The 16,541-nt window shown below is 62.3% G+C and carries 17 protein-coding genes and 1 tRNA gene; 10 read left to right on the forward strand and 8 right to left on the reverse strand.

Annotation, left to right across the window (positions count from 1 at the left end; genetic code table 11):
• Positions 1 to 158: 158 nt before the first annotated feature.
• The 6 genes from NKI10_RS29045 to NKI10_RS29070 all read right to left on the reverse strand — a co-directional run bounded on the left by NKI10_RS29045 (position 159) and on the right by NKI10_RS29070 (position 6,438).
• Positions 159 to 1,391 carry a MalY/PatB family protein gene (locus NKI10_RS29045; protein WP_352862495.1) on the reverse strand — a complete coding sequence of 411 codons (1,233 nt, stop codon included), beginning with the start codon at positions 1,389 to 1,391 and terminating at the stop codon, positions 159 to 161.
• Between the two features lie 49 nt (positions 1,392 to 1,440).
• Entirely contained in the window at positions 1,441 to 2,565 is a 1,125-nt protein-coding gene (locus tag NKI10_RS29050; protein ID WP_352862500.1) for an amino acid ABC transporter permease, read from the reverse strand.
• 18 nt (positions 2,566 to 2,583) lie between these two features.
• Positions 2,584 to 3,645 (reverse strand): amino acid ABC transporter permease, encoded by a 1,062-nt coding sequence (locus NKI10_RS29055; protein ID WP_352862496.1) that lies wholly within the window; start codon positions 3,643 to 3,645, stop codon positions 2,584 to 2,586.
• Between the two features lie 296 nt (positions 3,646 to 3,941).
• Entirely contained in the window at positions 3,942 to 4,955 is a 1,014-nt protein-coding gene (locus NKI10_RS29060) for an amino acid ABC transporter substrate-binding protein (RefSeq protein ID WP_023671115.1), read from the reverse strand.
• Between the two features lie 152 nt (positions 4,956 to 5,107).
• Entirely contained in the window at positions 5,108 to 6,067 is a 960-nt protein-coding gene (locus tag NKI10_RS29065) for a LysR family transcriptional regulator (RefSeq protein ID WP_023700965.1), read from the reverse strand.
• A gap of 281 nt (positions 6,068 to 6,348) precedes the next feature.
• A tRNA-Ser gene (locus NKI10_RS29070) sits at positions 6,349 to 6,438 on the reverse strand.
• Between the two features lie 360 nt (positions 6,439 to 6,798).
• Between NKI10_RS29070 and NKI10_RS29075 the strand changes: the two genes are divergently transcribed.
• The 4 genes from NKI10_RS29075 to NKI10_RS29090 all read left to right on the forward strand — a co-directional run bounded on the left by NKI10_RS29075 (position 6,799) and on the right by NKI10_RS29090 (position 9,755).
• On the forward strand, positions 6,799 to 7,533 hold the full coding sequence (locus NKI10_RS29075; protein ID WP_352862497.1) for a hypothetical protein: 735 nt from the start codon (positions 6,799 to 6,801) through the stop codon (positions 7,531 to 7,533).
• A gap of 105 nt (positions 7,534 to 7,638) precedes the next feature.
• Positions 7,639 to 7,962: a hypothetical protein gene (locus NKI10_RS29080; RefSeq protein ID WP_023691865.1), complete on the forward strand. Its 324-nt coding sequence runs from the start codon at positions 7,639 to 7,641 to the stop codon at positions 7,960 to 7,962.
• Between the two features lie 252 nt (positions 7,963 to 8,214).
• Positions 8,215 to 9,204 (forward strand): BMP family lipoprotein, encoded by a 990-nt coding sequence (locus NKI10_RS29085; RefSeq protein ID WP_023683177.1) that lies wholly within the window; start codon positions 8,215 to 8,217, stop codon positions 9,202 to 9,204.
• Positions 9,205 to 9,293: 89 nt separating this feature from the next.
• Complete coding sequence (locus tag NKI10_RS29090; protein ID WP_023704058.1) at positions 9,294 to 9,755, forward strand: GNAT family N-acetyltransferase; 462 nt, start codon at positions 9,294 to 9,296, stop codon at positions 9,753 to 9,755.
• Here the strand turns inward: NKI10_RS29090 and NKI10_RS29095 are convergent.
• A complete protein-coding gene (locus NKI10_RS29095) occupies positions 9,750 to 10,136 on the reverse strand; it encodes a hypothetical protein (RefSeq protein ID WP_352862498.1) in 387 nt (128 codons plus the stop codon). The two genes, NKI10_RS29090 and NKI10_RS29095, sit on opposite strands and share 6 nt — an antisense overlap.
• A 14-nt stretch (positions 10,137 to 10,150) precedes the next feature.
• Positions 10,151 to 10,357, reverse strand: coding sequence for a SlyX family protein (locus NKI10_RS29100; RefSeq protein WP_196813704.1), 207 nt, complete (start codon positions 10,355 to 10,357; stop codon positions 10,151 to 10,153).
• Between the two features lie 218 nt (positions 10,358 to 10,575).
• On the opposite strand from NKI10_RS29100, the gene NKI10_RS29105 reads away from it, so the two are divergent.
• From NKI10_RS29105 to NKI10_RS29130, 6 genes are all read left to right on the forward strand, one after another.
• Positions 10,576 to 12,108: an ABC transporter ATP-binding protein gene (locus tag NKI10_RS29105; RefSeq protein ID WP_023698756.1), complete on the forward strand. Its 1,533-nt coding sequence runs from the start codon at positions 10,576 to 10,578 to the stop codon at positions 12,106 to 12,108.
• On the forward strand, positions 12,105 to 13,244 hold the full coding sequence (locus NKI10_RS29110; RefSeq protein WP_023686470.1) for an ABC transporter permease: 1,140 nt from the start codon (positions 12,105 to 12,107) through the stop codon (positions 13,242 to 13,244). The genes NKI10_RS29105 and NKI10_RS29110 overlap by 4 nt, the downstream gene beginning before the upstream one ends.
• A 1-nt stretch (position 13,245) precedes the next feature.
• Entirely contained in the window at positions 13,246 to 14,217 is a 972-nt protein-coding gene (locus NKI10_RS29115) for an ABC transporter permease (RefSeq protein WP_023671125.1), read from the forward strand.
• A 109-nt stretch (positions 14,218 to 14,326) separates the two neighbouring features.
• Positions 14,327 to 14,719: a cytidine deaminase gene (gene cdd, locus NKI10_RS29120; protein WP_023714063.1), complete on the forward strand. Its 393-nt coding sequence runs from the start codon at positions 14,327 to 14,329 to the stop codon at positions 14,717 to 14,719.
• Between the two features lie 12 nt (positions 14,720 to 14,731).
• Positions 14,732 to 15,550 carry a purine-nucleoside phosphorylase gene (locus NKI10_RS29125; RefSeq protein ID WP_023686468.1) on the forward strand — a complete coding sequence of 273 codons (819 nt, stop codon included), beginning with the start codon at positions 14,732 to 14,734 and terminating at the stop codon, positions 15,548 to 15,550.
• The coding region (locus NKI10_RS29130) for a thymidine phosphorylase (protein ID WP_352862499.1) at positions 15,550 to 16,541 on the forward strand (992 nt) is incomplete at its 3' end. The genes NKI10_RS29125 and NKI10_RS29130, both read left to right, overlap by 1 nt.

Here is a 16,541-nt window from a genome sequence, read left to right on the forward strand (position 1 = left end):
CGATCAAGCTGGACATGTCGACTTTGGCTTGAGGGTCGTGTCCGGCACGGCTATGGAATCCGGACTTGCGGGCCACCCGGCTCGTCGCCCTCGGACGTTTCCTTACCGGCTGCCGGCATCAAGTACCAGGCTCGCATCCGAAGCACCCTGGCGGTCGATCACAGGGATGCCAGCGCGCTGGACATGCGCTCCAGTCCTTGGCGCAACAGAGGACGCGGGCAGCCGACATTCAGGCGAATGAAGCCTTCGCCGCCAGGCCCATAGACGCGGCCGTCATAGAGATTAACCCCGGCCCGATCGACAAAGAATTTCTGAATTCCACCCACTCGGCGATCGAGCGCGCACGCATCCAACCACACCAGAAACGATGCGTCGGGCCGCATGGGCGTGATGCCTGGAAGGTGTTCACCGGCGAACTCGCAAACCAGATCGATGTTGCCGGCGATGTAGCGCGTGAGTTGGTCGAGCCACGGCGCGCCGCTGCTGTAAGCAACCTCCAGGGCCAGGCGGCCGAAAAAGTTCGCATTCACCATGAATGACGCCTGCATTGCGGCAAGAAGCGCCTCGCGGCGCTTTTTGCTGGCTACCGAAATGGTTGCCGAAGGAACCCCGGCAAGATTGAAAGTCTTCGTTGGAGCGGTGCAGATGAACGATTTCTCGGCAGCATCTTCCGAGATGGAGGAGAAGACGATGTGGGGGCGATCCGACAACCTTATGTCGCAGTGAATGTCGTCGGATATGACCAGGATCCCATGGCGCTCGCAGATGTCGTTGAGCGCCGCCAATTCTTCGCGTGTCCAGGCCATTCCGGCAGGGTTGTGAGGATTGCACAGCAGGAATGCCTTGGCACCGCCGGCCGCCAGTTTCTCGAAATCCTCGAGATCGAGCTCATATCTGTTGTTCTGCAGCCTCAGCCGGTTCGTAAGCAGAACCCGCCCGTTTCCCTGAACCACTTCGAAATAGGGCGAGTACACGGGCGACTGCACAATGACGCCGTCACCGGGCTTGGTGAAGGTTCGCAGTATCGCAGCCACCGACGGCATGATCGCCGGCGCGGGAAGCAAGGTCTCCAGTTTCGGCGACCAGTTGTGCCGGTGCGCGAACCACGATTGCACGATCTCGTAGTGGCGCGGATCGCGGCGTGTGTAGCCGTAAATGCCATGCTCCGCGGCCTCGCGCAGTCGCGCGATGACGGTTTCCGGACCGCGGAAATCCATATCCGCCGTCCACAGCGACAGCAGGTCCTGGCCCTCGACCTGAGGAGAGAACTCGTCCCACTGGTTGGCCCATTTGACGGATCCGAACTGCTGACGGTCGTGGATCTGGTCGAAATCTATTCCCGCGATATGTCGTTGCCCAAGCGCCGATGCGGGCGTGTCTGCACAAGCCATTTGATAGTCACCTTGCCGCGGGCATTGCTTGTGGCATCATCAGCGCCTCCTAGGATTTGTGGCCACGCGCCATTTGGCGCTCCACATATTGCGAGTAACGCGACATGCCGAAGCAAAAGCTCCAGTAGACCAGCCCCGCAAAGAGGTAGCCGGTTGATGAGATCGTCGGGCCTGCCCAGTTCGGATCGACGCGCGCCGTTTCGATGGCCTTCAGGAAATCCGCGATGCCGACGATGGCGACCAGAGTCGTGTCTTTGAACAGACCGATGAAGGTCGAGACGATGCTCGGTATGACGATCGTCAACGCCTGAGGGAGGACGATCAGGCGCATCATGTCGAAGTAGCCGATCCCGAGCGCCTTGGCCGCTTCGTACTGGCCCTTCGGGATCGCCTGAAGGCCGGCTCTCACGACCTCGGCCATATAGGCGGACGAGAACAACGCTATCGCGATGAGCGGGCGCAACAGACGATCAGGCGTCAGATAATCCGGGACGAAGAGCGGCATCATGAAGTTCGCCATGAACAACACTGTGATAAACGGCACGCCGCGGACGACTTCGATGAACGTGACGCAAACCGTCTTGACGAAAGGGAGTTCCGACCTGCGTCCAAGCGCCAGGATAACCCCGATCGGAAGCGAGAAGACGATACCCACGATCGACATCAGCAACGTGATCAAGAGACCGCCCCAGAGCGTCGTATCGATGACAGGCAAATGAAGCCAGGCAACGCCGCGCACGAGAACGAACGCGGCCACGCGGAAGACGAGGAAGAACAGCAACGCCGCCATTTTGCGCCGCGGAGCCTTCGTCCACAGGAGCCAAACGATGAGGATGGCGCCGATCGCCTGCGCAAGGTCCACGCGCCACCGCTCGGAAACCGGATACGCGCCGTATCGCAGGTAGTCGAACTTCTCGGCGATGAAAGGCCAGCAAGCCCCCTGGCTGTTCGCACGGCAAGCTTCGTGGCCGCCGCTCCAGACCGCTTTGAAGATCGCAAAGCTCAGGAAGTGATGCAGCAGCCACGCGGCGAGGAGGACAAAGCATATTGTCAGCGCGCCTGAAGACGGCGTCGAAAACAGGTTCTTTTTCATCCAGCTCACTGGACCCGGTCGAACGTCCGCGGGAGGCGCCATGGCTGGTATGAGCGCGCTGATCACAATTGGCGAACGCATGGACTGATCGCTCACCCGTCACCTCTCAACGATTGCAAAATGTTGGTTGCACGCGTTCATGGCCAATGACGTGGCAAGGGAGATAACGAGATAGACCGACAGGGTAATCGCCATGACCTGGACGGCGGCTCCGGTCTGGTTGAGCACCGTGCCTGCAAAGATCTGAACGAGGTCGGGATAGCCGATGAACACGGCAAGCGACGAGTTCTTGATGAGATTGAGATACTGGCTTGTCAAAGGGGGAATGATGATGCGCAGCGCCTGGGGAACGACGACCAGACGAAGCGTCTTGCCCGGCGCCAGCCCCAGCGCATGCGCAGCCTCGGTCTGGCCCTTTGGCACTGCCTGGATTCCACCTCGCACGATCTCGGCGATGTATGAACCGGTGTAGACCGACAGACCGATCAGGAGAGCGGCAAACTCCGGATAGAGCTGATGCCCGCCTTGAAAATTGAAACCCCGTAGCTGCGGGGCGACGAACGAGACCGGCTCGCCAGCCGCCAGGAATACGACCAGCGGAAATCCTATCAAGGTCGCCAGACTGACCAGAAGCACCGGCAGCTGCCTGCCCGTCCGTCTCTGGACGCTCCTGGCGCGAAACCAGAATGCAACGCAGCAGGAAATGGCCGCAACGAATGCCAGGCCCACCAGACCCGCTCCCGGATGCAAATGAATCTCCGGAACGATGAGGCCGCGATTGTTGAGGTAGATGCCGCCGGGCATGGCGATGGACGCCTTCGGCGAGGGCAACGGCTTGAGGACGGCGTTGTACCAGAACAGCAGCTGCAGCAATAACGGAACATTTCGCACAAGCTCGACATAGGCGGTCGCCACCTTCGAAACGATCCAGTTCGGCGACAGGCGGGCAACGCCGATGACGAAGCCAAGCAAGGTCGCGAACAGGATTGCGAGGAGACTGACGTAGAGGGTGTTGACCACTCCCACCCAGAACGCCTGACCGTAGCTGGACAATGCATCGTACGGTATCAGGGTTTGATTGATGTCGAAGCCGGCAGACTCATTCCAAAAGTCGAATGAGAGCGGAATCCCCCGGACCCGCATATTCGATGCAGTCTGCATGCGATGCCCAGGGCCAAGGCCAGCAGGCAGCCGGCGAGCAAGAGCTGGTAGAAGATGCCCCGCACCTTCGTATCATGCAGCGACAACCTCCTGCGCGACGGCGCGGGAAGCGACAAATGGGACATGGGCTGTTCCTATCGGGTCCGTGCAAGGCGCTGACGGTAACACGCCAGCGCCTTGCAACCATGCCTTTGCCTAAAGCGCGTCGGGTTTGAACGGACTCAGGCGACGCGCTTTAGGGTCTTCGGTATGCATGTCGTTGTCTCAAAACCGGGGCCATTTTTGAGCGACATGCATTAGCGGATCGGCGGAGCGTACTGAACGCCGCCTTTGTTCCAGAGCGCGTTCATGCCGCGCTCCATTTTCAGCGGCGAATCCTTGCCGACATTGCGATCGAACACTTCGCCGTAATTGCCGACCTGTTTGATCACCTCGACCGGCCAGTTATCGCCGAGCCCGATGTCCTTGCCTATGCTGCCTTCCACGCCAAGCAGGCGGCGGATGCTGGGATTGTCCGACGATTTCATGGCATCGACGTTCTTGGAGGTGACCCCGTATTCCTCCGCGGCCACCATGACGTAGAGCGTCCACTTCGCCACATTGAACCACTGGTCGTCACCCTGCCGCACCGCCGGGCCAAGCGGCTCCTTGGAGATCAGCTCGGGAAGAACAATGCTGTCGTCCGGCTTGGCCATGCGAAGCCTCGACGCGTTCAAGGTGGAGGTGTCTGCGGACAAGACGTCGCAACGCCCCTCCTCATAAGCCTTCACCACAGCTTCCTCGTCCGCGAAACCAACCGTCGTGTACTTGATCGACTGCGAGCGAAAATAGTCGGCAAGGTTCAACTCGGTCGTGGTGCCCTGGGTGACGCATATCGATGCGCCGTCGAGCCCCTTGGCCGACGTGATGTTGTCGGCCTTGCGCACCATGAACCCCTGGCCGTCATAGAAATACGTGCCGGCAAACAGTATGCCTAGCGACGTATCGCGGGACGATGTCCAGGTTGCGTTGTGCGCGAGAATGTCGATCTCTCCCGACTGCAAGGCGGTGAAGCGATCCTTTGGCGTCAATGGGATGAACTTGACCTTTTGCGCATCCCCGAGCACGGCAGCGGCCACGGCGCGACAATAATCGACGACAAATCCGGTCCATTTGCCTTCATTGTCGGGGAGGCTGAAGCCAGCCGTGGCCGAATTTGTGCCACAGGTCAGCACGCCATTTTTCTTGACATTGTCGAGGGTTGCGGACCACGCCGAGGAGGCGGTGCACGCGATGGCGAGGGCAAGTAGGCCCTTGAACGTTGATCTCATTTCGGCATTCCCCTGTTATTGTTGAAGGGAATGTGCTCTCCAGCCCAAGTATTCGTCAAATCGATTGTTCTCATTGTGAAAATGAGCGCTGCTCATAGTTGCGAAGCACTCCCAGCTGAAAAGCGGTTGAGTGGTGAAGCAGCGCCCGCGACCTATTTTACGGCCGACCCCGGTGCTCCGAGGGTGCCTTGGTGTCTCTTGCTCCGCGATTCGTTGTAGATTCCCACGATGATTTCCCGGAGCCACCTGGTTCCCGGGTCATTCGCCATCTGGCGGTGAACAATAAGCCAGGCATTCACATTCGCTATCGGAAGGGGTGGCGGGACCAACGTCACCTCACTCCTCTCATCCAGCATTTGCAGGATGGCATCACCGCAATGGGTAATCAGTTCAGTGCCGCGAAGCGCCCAGGGCAGCACCGGATAGTTCGAGATGGTCGCAACGACATTGCGGCGAAGACCCATCTGTTTGAGGGCGGCATCCGCGAGGCCTTCCGCCAGGCCATCTGCGGAAATCTGGAGGTGGGAACTGGCCAGATAGGTTTCCAGCGTCATTGCGCTTCTGGCGATCTTGCTTCCGCTCCACACTGCGCAAAACAATCGGTCCTGGCCAAGCTCCACCTTCAAGAGACCTGGGTCGTCGCGTATCGCTGCTCCCGTCAGCGCGCAGTCAACTTGTCTCAGATAGACCGATGAACCGATTTCGGGTCCGTTTGCGGGAATGACGTTCAGCGTCGCGCCAGGAGCTTGCCTGGAAAATTCTCGAATGAGGCCCGGGATGAAAACCATGGCATGATAATCTGTAAGTCCAACGCGAAAGTTGCGCCGCGTCGTTGCTGGATTGAAGATCTGATGCCGGTCGATCGATGCGCGGATCGTTGCGAGTGCGGCGGAAATATTCGACAGCAGCTCAACTGCCCGGGGAGTCGGCCGCATCTCGCCGCCATCTCTGGTGAACAATTCATCCCGCAATAGATACCGAAGCTTCGACAGGGAGTGGCTTACAGCTGATTGTGTTCTGCCCAATTCGGTAGCCGCCCGCGTCACGCTCCTTTCCCGCATCATCACGTCAAAGACCCGCAATAGATTGAGGTCGATATCGTTATAATTCATGGAATTACCTCATCTGCGACCTGAGACCGCACCAGGCGGCACTACCGCGTTGGTTGCGACGGTGACAGATGGGGCACGAAGAGTGAAGACAGAGGTTCGGCGCTACGCCTTTGAAACTCTGGCGGACCAGGTGACGACGACCGCCGCATGGCTCCGCGGCATTTCTGCGCCTGGCGTCGCGAGCAAGCCGCAATCCGCCATGAACCCAGGGCGAGCATGTGAAATAAAGTCAGCCGCACCCGCTGGGTGGGAAATCGCAGGCGGTTTCATTGGCTTGATAATGGCGGAGAGAGCGGGATTCGAACCCGCGTTACGGTCTCCCGTAAACACACTTTCCAGGCGTGCGCCTTCAACCACTCGGCCACCTCTCCGTCCTTGCATTCGCGCCCGGCCGGTTTTGCCACGCGGGTTGGGGAGATGCATCCCTTTGGGATTTGCGGGAAGACCCGCTTGATGGACACCGCCAACCAGCGGATGCCCTTCCCGGCGCCCGTCAATCAAACAGGCGCGGGGCTCATCTAGTCGATCCGGCGCCGAATGCCAAGCCATAACGGCAGTCTATTCGCTTTGCCGGCCACGCATCGTTTCGCGGGGCGTTGAACGCCTCCGCTTCTAAGGCGCTTCGGTCCTGAATGGTGTGCACGGGCAAGGAGGCAGGGCCGGCCGCGCTTGACTTCGCCCCTCGCCACCTGTCGAGTGCGGCGGAGGCTTTGCGGGGGCAACGTCCAGACATGACATCGAGCAATGAACAGCCGGCCAGCGGAACGCCGGCCGGAGGCATGCCAGGCGGGCTGACGCCCGCAGGGCCTCCGGACAGCGGGCTGTCCTTCGTGCCCGTGGTCTGGCTCCTCTTCGTCATGGCATGGTCGGTCTACTGGCTGGTCTCGGCGCGGTGGCTGTTGGAGAGTTCCGGCGTGCCGGACAGGATCTTCTATTTCGTGCTTGGCGGACTGGCCTTCGACATCGTCACCATCGTGTGGGGGCTTTATCTGCTCGGCCTCGCCTTCAGCCATTCCGCGCGCTTTCCGCGTCATTTCACCATCTGGCAGATCACCACCATCGCCTGGCGGCTGGCCGAGCAGGTCTATGCGCTGACCGTGCCCGATTTCACCGTCTCCGCCAGGGAGCTTGCGATCGCCGCCACCGAAATCGTCATCGGCCTTTTTTGCATTTACTTGCTGCGCCGCCGCGACGAGGCCAAGGCCTTTTATGCAAGGCCGGAAGCGCAGGCACCGTCAGCCTTTAGTTCGATCGTCGCCGCCCTGGCCGGCATCATCCTCGGCGCCGTCGTCGGCACAGTCGCCGGCTTCGCGCTCGGCGCGGGGATCGCCGAAGCCACCGACATCAGCTGTTTCGAAGGCGGCTGCGGCTACTTCGCGGTGTTCATCGGCCTTGCCGGGCTGGTGGTCGGGGCCATTGGCGGCGGCATCCTCGGCGTCTGGCTCGTTCATCGGCGCAAGCGATAGACTTCAAATTCGCGTAAGCCGATTGCGCGCCGGGCGTGCGCATTCTATTCCTCGCCTTTGACCGGAAGGTCCTCGGGAGGAACTTGAGGACCGGGGAAGATTTCGATGCTGCGTTTTTTGTTTCGCCTCGCGGCCATGGTCGCACTCTCGGTCGCCGTCATCATGGCCGTGCTCGACGCGACGCGCTCGGTGGCGGCTTCCGCATTGGTCATGACGCCGCTGAATTCGAGCTGGCTGGCGGTTTCGCCCGACACCCGCGCGGCCTTCGAGACCTTCGTGCGCGCCAAGGTCAATCCGATGATATGGGATGGCGGCATCGCCTGGGTGCTTGCCCAGCCGGGGTTTGCCGTGTTCGCGGTGCTTGCCTTCATCCTCTATGCGATCGGCTACCGGCGCCGGCGGCGAGGCGGAGAATTCGCCCCCGGCTGACGCGTTGTCGCGGCGAGCTTGCGACGACAATGTGGCAATCCCCCGCAGCTGTCACCGTCTTGGGCATGTTTTTCCAACGGGGGGCATGCTTTTCCAAAAGGTCAAAATTCCGCGTGAATTTTGTTTCGGGCCGTGCCAGATTGCCTTGAGCGGGAGGGGAGTACACTCCTGGCTGATGCCGCATGCCTGCCGGAGAACCGGGCAGGCGGACGGCGCGTAACGGAAAAAAATAACCGACAGGGTGTGGATCACATGAAACGTATCGTTCTCGGCCTCCTGGCCGCAACCGCAATGGTTCTTCCGGCTTTCGCCGCGGATGTCCAGCCGGCCATCCTCTACGATCTCGGCGGCAAATTCGACAAATCCTTCAACGAGGCTGCCTATCACGGCGCCGAAAAGTTCAAGACCGAGACCGGCACCGCCTATGTCGAGTTCGAAGTGTCGAACGCCTCGCAACGCGAGCAGGCGCTGCGCCGCTTCGCCGAGGACGGCCGCAACCCGATCGTCATGGCCGGCTTTGCCTGGGAGGATGCGCTGAAGGTGGTCGCGAAGGAATATCCCGATCTCAACTTCGCCATCATCGACGATGCCGTCGATATGCCCAATGTCCGCTCGCTTGTGTTCAAGGAAAACGAAGGCTCCTATCTCGTCGGCATCCTGGCGGCGATGGCCTCGAAGTCCAAGAAGGTCTCCTTCATCGGCGGCATGGACATTCCGCTGATCCGCAAGTTCGAATGCGGCTATGTCGGCGGCGCCAAGGCAGCCGGTGCGACCGACGTCATCCAGAACATGACCGGCGACACGCCGGCGGCGTGGAACGATCCGGCCAAGGGCGGCGAGATCGCCAAGACGCAGATCGACCAGGGCTCCGACGTGGTCTATGCCGCGGCCGGCGGCACCGGTGTCGGCGTGCTGCAGGCGGCGGCGGATGCCGGCAAGCTCGGCATCGGCGTCGATTCCAACCAGAACGGCCTGCAGCCCGGCAAGGTGCTGACCTCGATGCTGAAGCGCGTCGACGTGGCCGTCTACACCGCCTTCATGGACGGCAAGAACGGCACCTTCAAAGGCGGCCTGCAAAATCTCGGCCTCAAGGAAGGCGGTGTCGACTACGCCATGGACGACAACAACAAGGCGCTGGTCACCGACGAGATGAAGGCTGCCGTCGAAAAGGCCAAGGCCGACATCATCGCCGGCACGATCCAGGTGCACGACTATACCGCCGACAACGCCTGCCCGTATTGATCTGTATCCATTAGAGTTGAAACCGCCGGGCGAGAGTCCGGCGGTTTTGTTTTTGGGTTTTGACGGGGGCCGCAACTTGAGAGGCGAGAGTGAAGCCGACCATCGGACCGATGACCGAACGCGATGTTGATGCAGTGGCGCGACTGCGCATCGCCGCCTTTTTCGAGGGCAGCGCAAGAACGCTGAATGAGGACGTCGCCGGGCTTCGCGAGTTGCTCAATGGAGATGGCTTCGAGGCGGCGCTTGTGGCGCGGATAAGGGACGTCCCGGTCGGGACCTGCCTGCTGGTTCGCCACGAACTTGAACCCGCGCATGAACTGACGCCTTGGCTGGCGGGATTGGTCGTCGATAGCGACCACCGCGGCAAAGGGATCGGCCGCGCGCTGGTTGCAGCCATCGAAGCGCATGCAACCGCGATCGGTGTGGAGAGGACCTACCTCTATACGTGGGTGGCGCGAGACTTCTATGCCGGGCTCGGTTGGGCAGTGGTCGAGTCGTTTGAGCAGGACGGCTACCCGATGCTGCTGATGTCGCGCGAACTCGGCCTATAGCTGTCCGACGAGATAACCCAGCGCAAACACCACGATCAGCGCGATGGCGATGACGGCGCCGCGTCGGCCACCGAGCGAATGCACGCCGACGCCATAGGGCTTCCGCTCCAGCCTGCCGATCACCGGCTTCGCTTCGCCCTGGCCGACCACACGCATCTGCGGCAGTTCGGCGATGCGTTGCGAAATCAGCCGCCAGCGATCGCTGCCGCCCGATGGCGGACCACGGTCGAGGACATGCATGCGCTCGGCCAGCCGCATCACCGTGTCGCGGAAGGCGGGATCGATCGCCAGGTCGCGCTCGGCACGCTCGCGGTCGCGATCGTTCATCAGGCCAAGCACATAGTCGCCCGCCCGCGTAACGCGATCGCTTTCACCGGCCATCGGCTCTCTCCTTGCTACCAGTGCGGCGGTTTGGTTATCGGCACGTCGGGTGCCGATTGTTCCTCCAGCGCCATGAAGCGCCCGGTCAGCGCATCCAGCTTGCGCTGCATGCGCTCGATGACCGTCCACTGTTCGGCGATCTGGCCCGACAGTTCCTCGATCGTCTTTTCCTGCTCGGCGGCGCGGATTTCCAGCGTCGTCAGCCGGTCGACAGGCATGATCATTCGAAACTCCCCAGGTCCTGGTGCACGCAGTTGCAGCATGATGCGACTGTCGAGCCTTGCATATTAGTGAATGTGAAGGTCTGCGGCCACGTTCGAAATTGACAAGCGCACCGGGATTTGTCGAGAGTGGCCACTGCGCCGCCAATTGGCACGGGTGGGGCATCATGCTAGGCGTTTTGACCAAGCGATAAAAAAATAAGAGTGGGACAGGCTGCATGGCGCAAGCCGCAATCGAACTGATCGGCATCAACAAGAGTTTTGGCGCCGTTCGCGCCAATCGCGACATCAATCTGGAGATCGCACGCGGCACCATCCACGGCATCGTCGGCGAGAACGGCGCCGGCAAGTCGACGCTGATGTCGATCCTCTACGGCTTCTACCAGGCCGACAGCGGCGAGATCCGCGTCGGCGGCAAGCCGGCGTCGATCAAGACTTCCAACGACGCCATCGCGCTCGGCATCGGCATGGTGCACCAGCACTTCATGCTGGTCGACAATTTCACCGTGCTGGAAAACATCATCCTCGGCGCCGAAAGCGATGCGCTGTTGAAAAAGAGCATCGCCAAGGCGCGCTCCGAACTGGAGCGGCTCGAGCGCGAATACGGGCTGGAAGTCGATCCCGACGCCATCATCGAGGAATTGCCGGTCGGCCTGCAGCAGCGTGTCGAAATCCTGAAGGCGCTTTATCGCGGCGCCGAAATCCTGATTCTCGACGAGCCGACGGGCGTGTTGACGCCGGCCGAGGCCGACCATCTGTTCCGCATCCTCAGGCAATTGAAGGACCAGGGGAAAACGGTGGTGCTGATCACCCACAAGCTGCGCGAGATCATGGCCATCACCGACAATGTCTCGGTCATGCGCCAGGGCACGATGGTGGCGACGCGCGAGACCAGCAAGACGACAGTCGGCGAACTGGCCGAACTGATGGTTGGGCGGCGCGTGCTGCTGCGGGTCGAAAAGGGCGAGACGGAGGCCGGCGCGGTCAAGCTGGCCGTCAAGAACCTGACGGTGAAAGACCAGCGCGGCGTCACCATGGTCGACGACATCTCCTTCGATATCCACGCCGGCGAGATCGTCGGCATTGCCGGTGTCGCAGGCAACGGCCAGTCCGAACTGCTCGAGGCGATTTCCGGCATCAGGCGCGCGGTTTCCGGCTCGGTGATGCTCGATGGCAAGCCGATCGACCTGACCGGGGCCGCCGATCCCGGCGAGTTGCGCGACCGTGGGCTCGCCCATGTGCCGGAGGACCGCCATCATGTCGGCCTGGTGCTGGCCTTCGAGGAGAACGAGAATTCGATCCTCGGCTACCATGACGACCCGCGCTACCTCAAAGGGCCGTTCCTCAACATCGACGCCATCATGACCGATGCCAAGGACAAGATCGAGAAGTACGATATCCGTCCCGGCAATCCGCGTCTGAAGACGGCGAATTTCTCCGGCGGCAACCAGCAGAAGATCGTGCTGGCGCGAGAAATGGAGCAGGATCCCGGTGTTCTGATCGTCGGCCAGCCGACGCGCGGCGTCGATGTCGGCGCCATCGAATTCATCCACAAGCGGCTGATCGCAATGCGCGACCAGGGCAAGGCGGTGCTGGTGGTGTCGGTCGAGCTCGACGAGATCCGTTCGCTGTCGGACCGCATCCTGGTGATGTTTGCCGGGCGCATCGTCGGCGAACGTGGCCCCGAGGCGACCGAAGGCGAGCTTGGCCTGCTGATGGCAGGCGTCGATCGCCAGGAGGCGGCAGAGTGAGCACGCCTTACGCCAAGCTGCCGGCCTGGGCCGATTATGGGCTGATCCCGCTGATCAATCTGTCGGTGGCCTTCATCGTTGCCGGTTTCGTCGTCATGCTGGTCGGCGAAAACCCGTTTCGTGCCGCCGTCATCCTGGTCGAGGGCGCTTTCGGCAAGGGAACCGGCATTGCCTTCACGCTGTTCTATGCCACCACCTTCATCTTCACCGGCCTGTCAGTGGCGGTGGCCGCACATTGCGGCCTGTTCAACATCGGGACCGAGGGCCAGGCCTATATTGCCGGCCTTGGCGTGGGCGTGGTCTGCCTCGCCTTCGACACTGTGCTGCCGTGGTGGCTGACCTTTCCGCTGGCGATCGTCGCCGGAGCCGCCGTCGGTGCGCTGTGGGCGCTGATCCCGGCCTATCTGCAGGCCAAGCGCGGGTCGCACATCGTCATCACCACCATCATGTTCAACTTCATCGCGGCCTCGATCATGGTCTATCTCCTGGTCGGGCCATTGAAGCCGGCGGCGTCGCAGGCACCGCAGACGCGCAACTTCCTCGCCGGGGCCGAGCTGCCGAAGCTCAACTGGATCATCGAACTGTTCGGCGCCAAGATCCGCTCGGCGCCGTTCAACATCTGCTTCCTGCTGGCGCTGCTCATGGCATTCCTGGTCTGGCTGCTGATCTGGCGCACCAAGCTCGGCTACGAGATGCGCACCTATGGCCACAGCCCGAAAGCGGCGCGCTATGCCGGCATTTCGGAGACCCGCATCATCATCATCGCGATGATGATTTCGGGCGCGCTGGCCGGCATGATGACGCTCAACCCGGTGATGGGCGACCAGCACAATGTGGCGATCGATTTCGTCTCCGGCGCCGGCTTCGTCGGCATCGCCGTGGCGCTGATGGGCCGACTGCATCCGGTCGGCATCGTGCTGGCGGCGATCCTGTTCGGCATGCTCTACCAGGGCGGCGCCGAACTCGCCTTCGAAATGCCGGCGATTTCCCGCGACATGATCGTCATCATCCAAGGCCTGGTCATCCTGTTTGCCGGTGCGCTGGAGCACATGTTCCGGCCCTACGTTCAGGCGCTGTTCGCCTCGTTCAGTCCAAGGTCGGTCGGCATCGAAGCGGTCAAAGGGAAGGGCGCCTGAGATGGACGTCTTCATCGCCATCGTGCAGATCCTGGACTCGACCATACGCCTGTCGGTGCCGTTGCTGCTCGCTTGCCTTGCCGGCCTCTATTCGGAACGCGCAGGCGTTTTCGACATCGGGCTGGAAGGCAAGATGCTGGTCGGCGCCTTTGCAGGTGCGGCCGCCGCTTCGGTCTTCCATTCGGCCTTCCTCGGTCTCGGCATGGCGATCGTGATGTCGGTCGCCTTTGCCCTGGTGCACGGCTTCGCCTCGATCACCCACCGCGGCAACCAGATCGTTTCCGGCGTGGCGATCAACTTCGTCGCCGCCGGGTCGACAATCATTCTGGGCCAGGCCTGGTTCCAGCAAGGCGGGCGAACGCCGGCGCTGCAGCCGGGCGAGCGCTTCGAGGCCATCACTCTGCCAGGTGCTGCCGCCATCCACGACGTGCCGATTATAGGGCCGATCTATTCCGAGCTTTTGTCCGGCCATTCGATCCTGGTCTATCTCGCTTTCGCCATGGTGCCGTTCACCTGGTGGGTGCTGTTTCGCACCCGCTTTGGCCTCAGGCTGCGCGCCGTCGGCGAGAACCCGGCCGCCGTCGACACCGCCGGCATCTCGGTCGCCTGGCTGCGCTACCGGGCGCTGATCTGCACCGGTATCCTCACCGGCATCGCCGGCGCCTACCTGTCGATGGTGCAGAATGGCGGCTTCGTGAAGGATATGACCGCCGGCAAGGGCTACATTGCGCTGGCGGCGCTGATCTTTGCCAAATGGCGACCGGTGAACGCCATGTTCGCCTGTCTTCTGTTCGGCTTCCTCGACGCGGCGGCGATCCGCCTGCAGGGTTCGCCATTGCCGTTGATCGGCAAGGTGCCGGTGCAGTTCATGCAGGCGCTGCCCTATGTGCTGACCGTGATCCTGCTTGCCGGCTTCATCGGCAAGGCGATCCCGCCGCGCGCCGGCGGCGTGCCTTATGTCAAGGAACGTTGATCCGGGCGCGCCCAGGAGCACTGTGTCGAACATGCGGCTGGTGCTCGAAAGGCGCCAGGAAAACGCAAAGCGCCGGGTTTTGACCACGATCGTCGGAGAGAACGTCTAGATGTCGCATGATCTGTTCGAAGCCGCGCAGGAGGCCATGGCCAAGGCCTACGCGCCCTATTCGAAGTTTCCGGTGGGTGCGGCGTTGCGCACCGAAGACGGCCGTGTCTTCACCGGCGCCAACATCGAGGTCGCGTCCTATCCGGAAGGCTGGTGCGCCGAGACCACGGCGCTCGGCCATTACATCATGGGCGGCGGCGGCAAGATCGTCGAGGTCGCCGTCATTGCCTCGCGCATGGCCAAATGCTCGCCCTGTGGCGGCTGCCGGCAAAGGCTGGCGGAATTCTGCCGGCCGGACACAAAGCTCTATCTTTGCGACAACACCGGCGTGGTCGAGACCGTGACCATGGGCGACATGCTGCCCTACGGGTTTCGTGGCGACATTTTGAAGTGAGAGTTGGCTGATATGAAGGAAGCTCTGGACCACCTCGTTGAAAGGCTGGACGGGTTGGCGCCGACAACGGCGATGGTGCTGGGGTCGGGCCTTGGCGGGCTTGTCGACCAGGTCGAAAATGCCGTGCGCATCTCTTATGCCGACCTGCCGGGTTTCCCCCGCAGCGGGGTGACTGGCCATGCCGGCGAGGTGGTCGCGGGGCTTTTCGCCGGCACGCCGGTGCTGATGCTGTCCGGCCGCGCCCATTATTACGAGCACGGCGTTGCTGCGGCGATGCGGCCGGCGCTGGAGGTGCTTGCCGGCATCGGCATCACCAAGCTGATCCTTACCAATGCCGCCGGCTCGGTCGATCCCGACATGCTGCCTGGATCGGTGATGCTGATCACCGATCACATCAATTTCTCCGGCTCCAACCCGCTGATCGGCGAGCCGAGCGACCGCCGCTTCGTCGGCCTGACCGAAGCCTATGATGCCGGCTTGCGCGCGGCGATCGAACGGGCGGCGAAGGCGACAGGGACGGCGCTGCACAAGGGCGTCTATATGTGGTTTTCCGGTCCGTGTTTCGAAACCCCTGCTGAAATCCGCATGGCCCGCGTCATGGGCGCCAATGCGGTAGGGATGTCGACCGTGCCGGAGGTCATTCTCGCCCGCTTCCTTGGGCTTCGCGTAGCCGCCTGTTCGGTGATCACCAATCTCGCCGCCGGGATGACCGGGGCGGAACTGTCGCACCAGGAGACCAAGGACATGGCGCCGATCGGCGGCGCACGGCTGGCGACGATCCTTGCGCATGTGTTCCAGGATGGGTTGCCGGAGCCGAAGGGCGCTGCCTGATGCTTCCGCAGGAAATCATCCGCCGCAAGCGCGACGGCCAGAAACTGTCCCCGCAGGAGATTTCGGCCTTTGTCGCCGGCGTAACTTCGGGCAGCGTCTCGGACGGCCAGGTCGGCGCCTTCGCCATGGCCGTGTTCTTCAACGGCATGAACCGCGACGAGGCGGTGGCGCTGACGCTCGCCATGCGCGATTCCGGCGATGTGCTCGACTGGTCGGACCTGCCGGGTCCGGTCACCGACAAACATTCGACCGGCGGCGTCGGCGACAATGTCTCGCTGATGCTGGCGCCGATCGTCGCCGCTTGCGGCGCCTATGTGCCGATGATCTCCGGCAGGGGCCTTGGGCATACCGGCGGCACGCTGGACAAGATGGATGCCATCCCAGGCTATATCAGCCAGCCGGATATCGCGCGCTTCCGCAAGACCGTGCTCGAGACCGGCTGTGCCATCATCGGCCAGACCGCCGATCTCGCGCCCGCCGACCGTCGCCTCTATGCGATCCGCGATGTGACCGGAACGGTGGAATCGGTGCCGCTGATCACTGCCTCTATCCTGTCGAAGAAACTGGCGGCCGGCCTGCAGTCGCTGGTGCTCGACGTCAAGGTCGGCAATGGCGCCTTCATGGAGAAGTCGCGCGACGCGACAGCACTTGCCAACAGCCTGGTCGAGATCGCCAACGGCGCCGGCCTGAAGGCCTCGGCGCTGGTCACCGGCATGAACGAGCCGCTGGCGTCGGCGGCCGGCAACGCGGTCGAGGTGCGCAACGCCGTCGATTTCCTCACCGGGAGGCTCCGCGACAAGCGACTGGAGGATGTGACGCTGGCGCTGGCCGCCGAGATGCTGCAATCGGCAGGGCTGGCGTCGTCCAATCAGGACGGTCTCAGGCGCGCGGCCGAGACGCTGGCCGGGGGGGGCCCGCCCGCCGCCCGCGCCCGCCGTGGGGGGCCGCCAGAGGGGGGGCGCCCCCAATGTAGCGCTACCGGCAAAAAAAA

The organism is Mesorhizobium sp. M0802, assembly GCF_040320115.1.
Taxonomy (GTDB): Bacteria; Pseudomonadota; Alphaproteobacteria; order Rhizobiales; family Rhizobiaceae; genus Mesorhizobium.

Bases quoted from the DNA above. Each gene is read 5' to 3' on its own strand.
- NKI10_RS29045 (WP_352862495.1), bottom strand. From the start codon at position 1,391: ATGGCTTGTGCAGACACGCCCGCATCGGCGCTTGGGCAACGACATATC.
- NKI10_RS29050 (WP_352862500.1), bottom strand. From the start codon at position 2,565: ATGCGTTCGCCAATTGTGATCAGCGCGCTCATACCAGCCATGGCGCCT.
- NKI10_RS29055 (WP_352862496.1), bottom strand. From the start codon at position 3,645: ATGCAGACTGCATCGAATATGCGGGTCCGGGGGATTCCGCTCTCATTC.
- NKI10_RS29060 (WP_023671115.1), bottom strand. From the start codon at position 4,955: ATGAGATCAACGTTCAAGGGCCTACTTGCCCTCGCCATCGCGTGCACC.
- NKI10_RS29065 (WP_023700965.1), bottom strand. From the start codon at position 6,067: ATGAATTATAACGATATCGACCTCAATCTATTGCGGGTCTTTGACGTG.
- NKI10_RS29075 (WP_352862497.1), top strand. From the start codon at position 6,799: ATGACATCGAGCAATGAACAGCCGGCCAGCGGAACGCCGGCCGGAGGC.
- NKI10_RS29080 (WP_023691865.1), top strand. From the start codon at position 7,639: ATGCTGCGTTTTTTGTTTCGCCTCGCGGCCATGGTCGCACTCTCGGTC.
- NKI10_RS29085 (WP_023683177.1), top strand. From the start codon at position 8,215: ATGAAACGTATCGTTCTCGGCCTCCTGGCCGCAACCGCAATGGTTCTT.
- NKI10_RS29095 (WP_352862498.1), bottom strand. From the start codon at position 10,136: ATGGCCGGTGAAAGCGATCGCGTTACGCGGGCGGGCGACTATGTGCTT.
- NKI10_RS29105 (WP_023698756.1), top strand. From the start codon at position 10,576: ATGGCGCAAGCCGCAATCGAACTGATCGGCATCAACAAGAGTTTTGGC.
- NKI10_RS29115 (WP_023671125.1), top strand. From the start codon at position 13,246: ATGGACGTCTTCATCGCCATCGTGCAGATCCTGGACTCGACCATACGC.
- cdd (WP_023714063.1), top strand. From the start codon at position 14,327: ATGTCGCATGATCTGTTCGAAGCCGCGCAGGAGGCCATGGCCAAGGCC.
- NKI10_RS29125 (WP_023686468.1), top strand. From the start codon at position 14,732: ATGAAGGAAGCTCTGGACCACCTCGTTGAAAGGCTGGACGGGTTGGCG.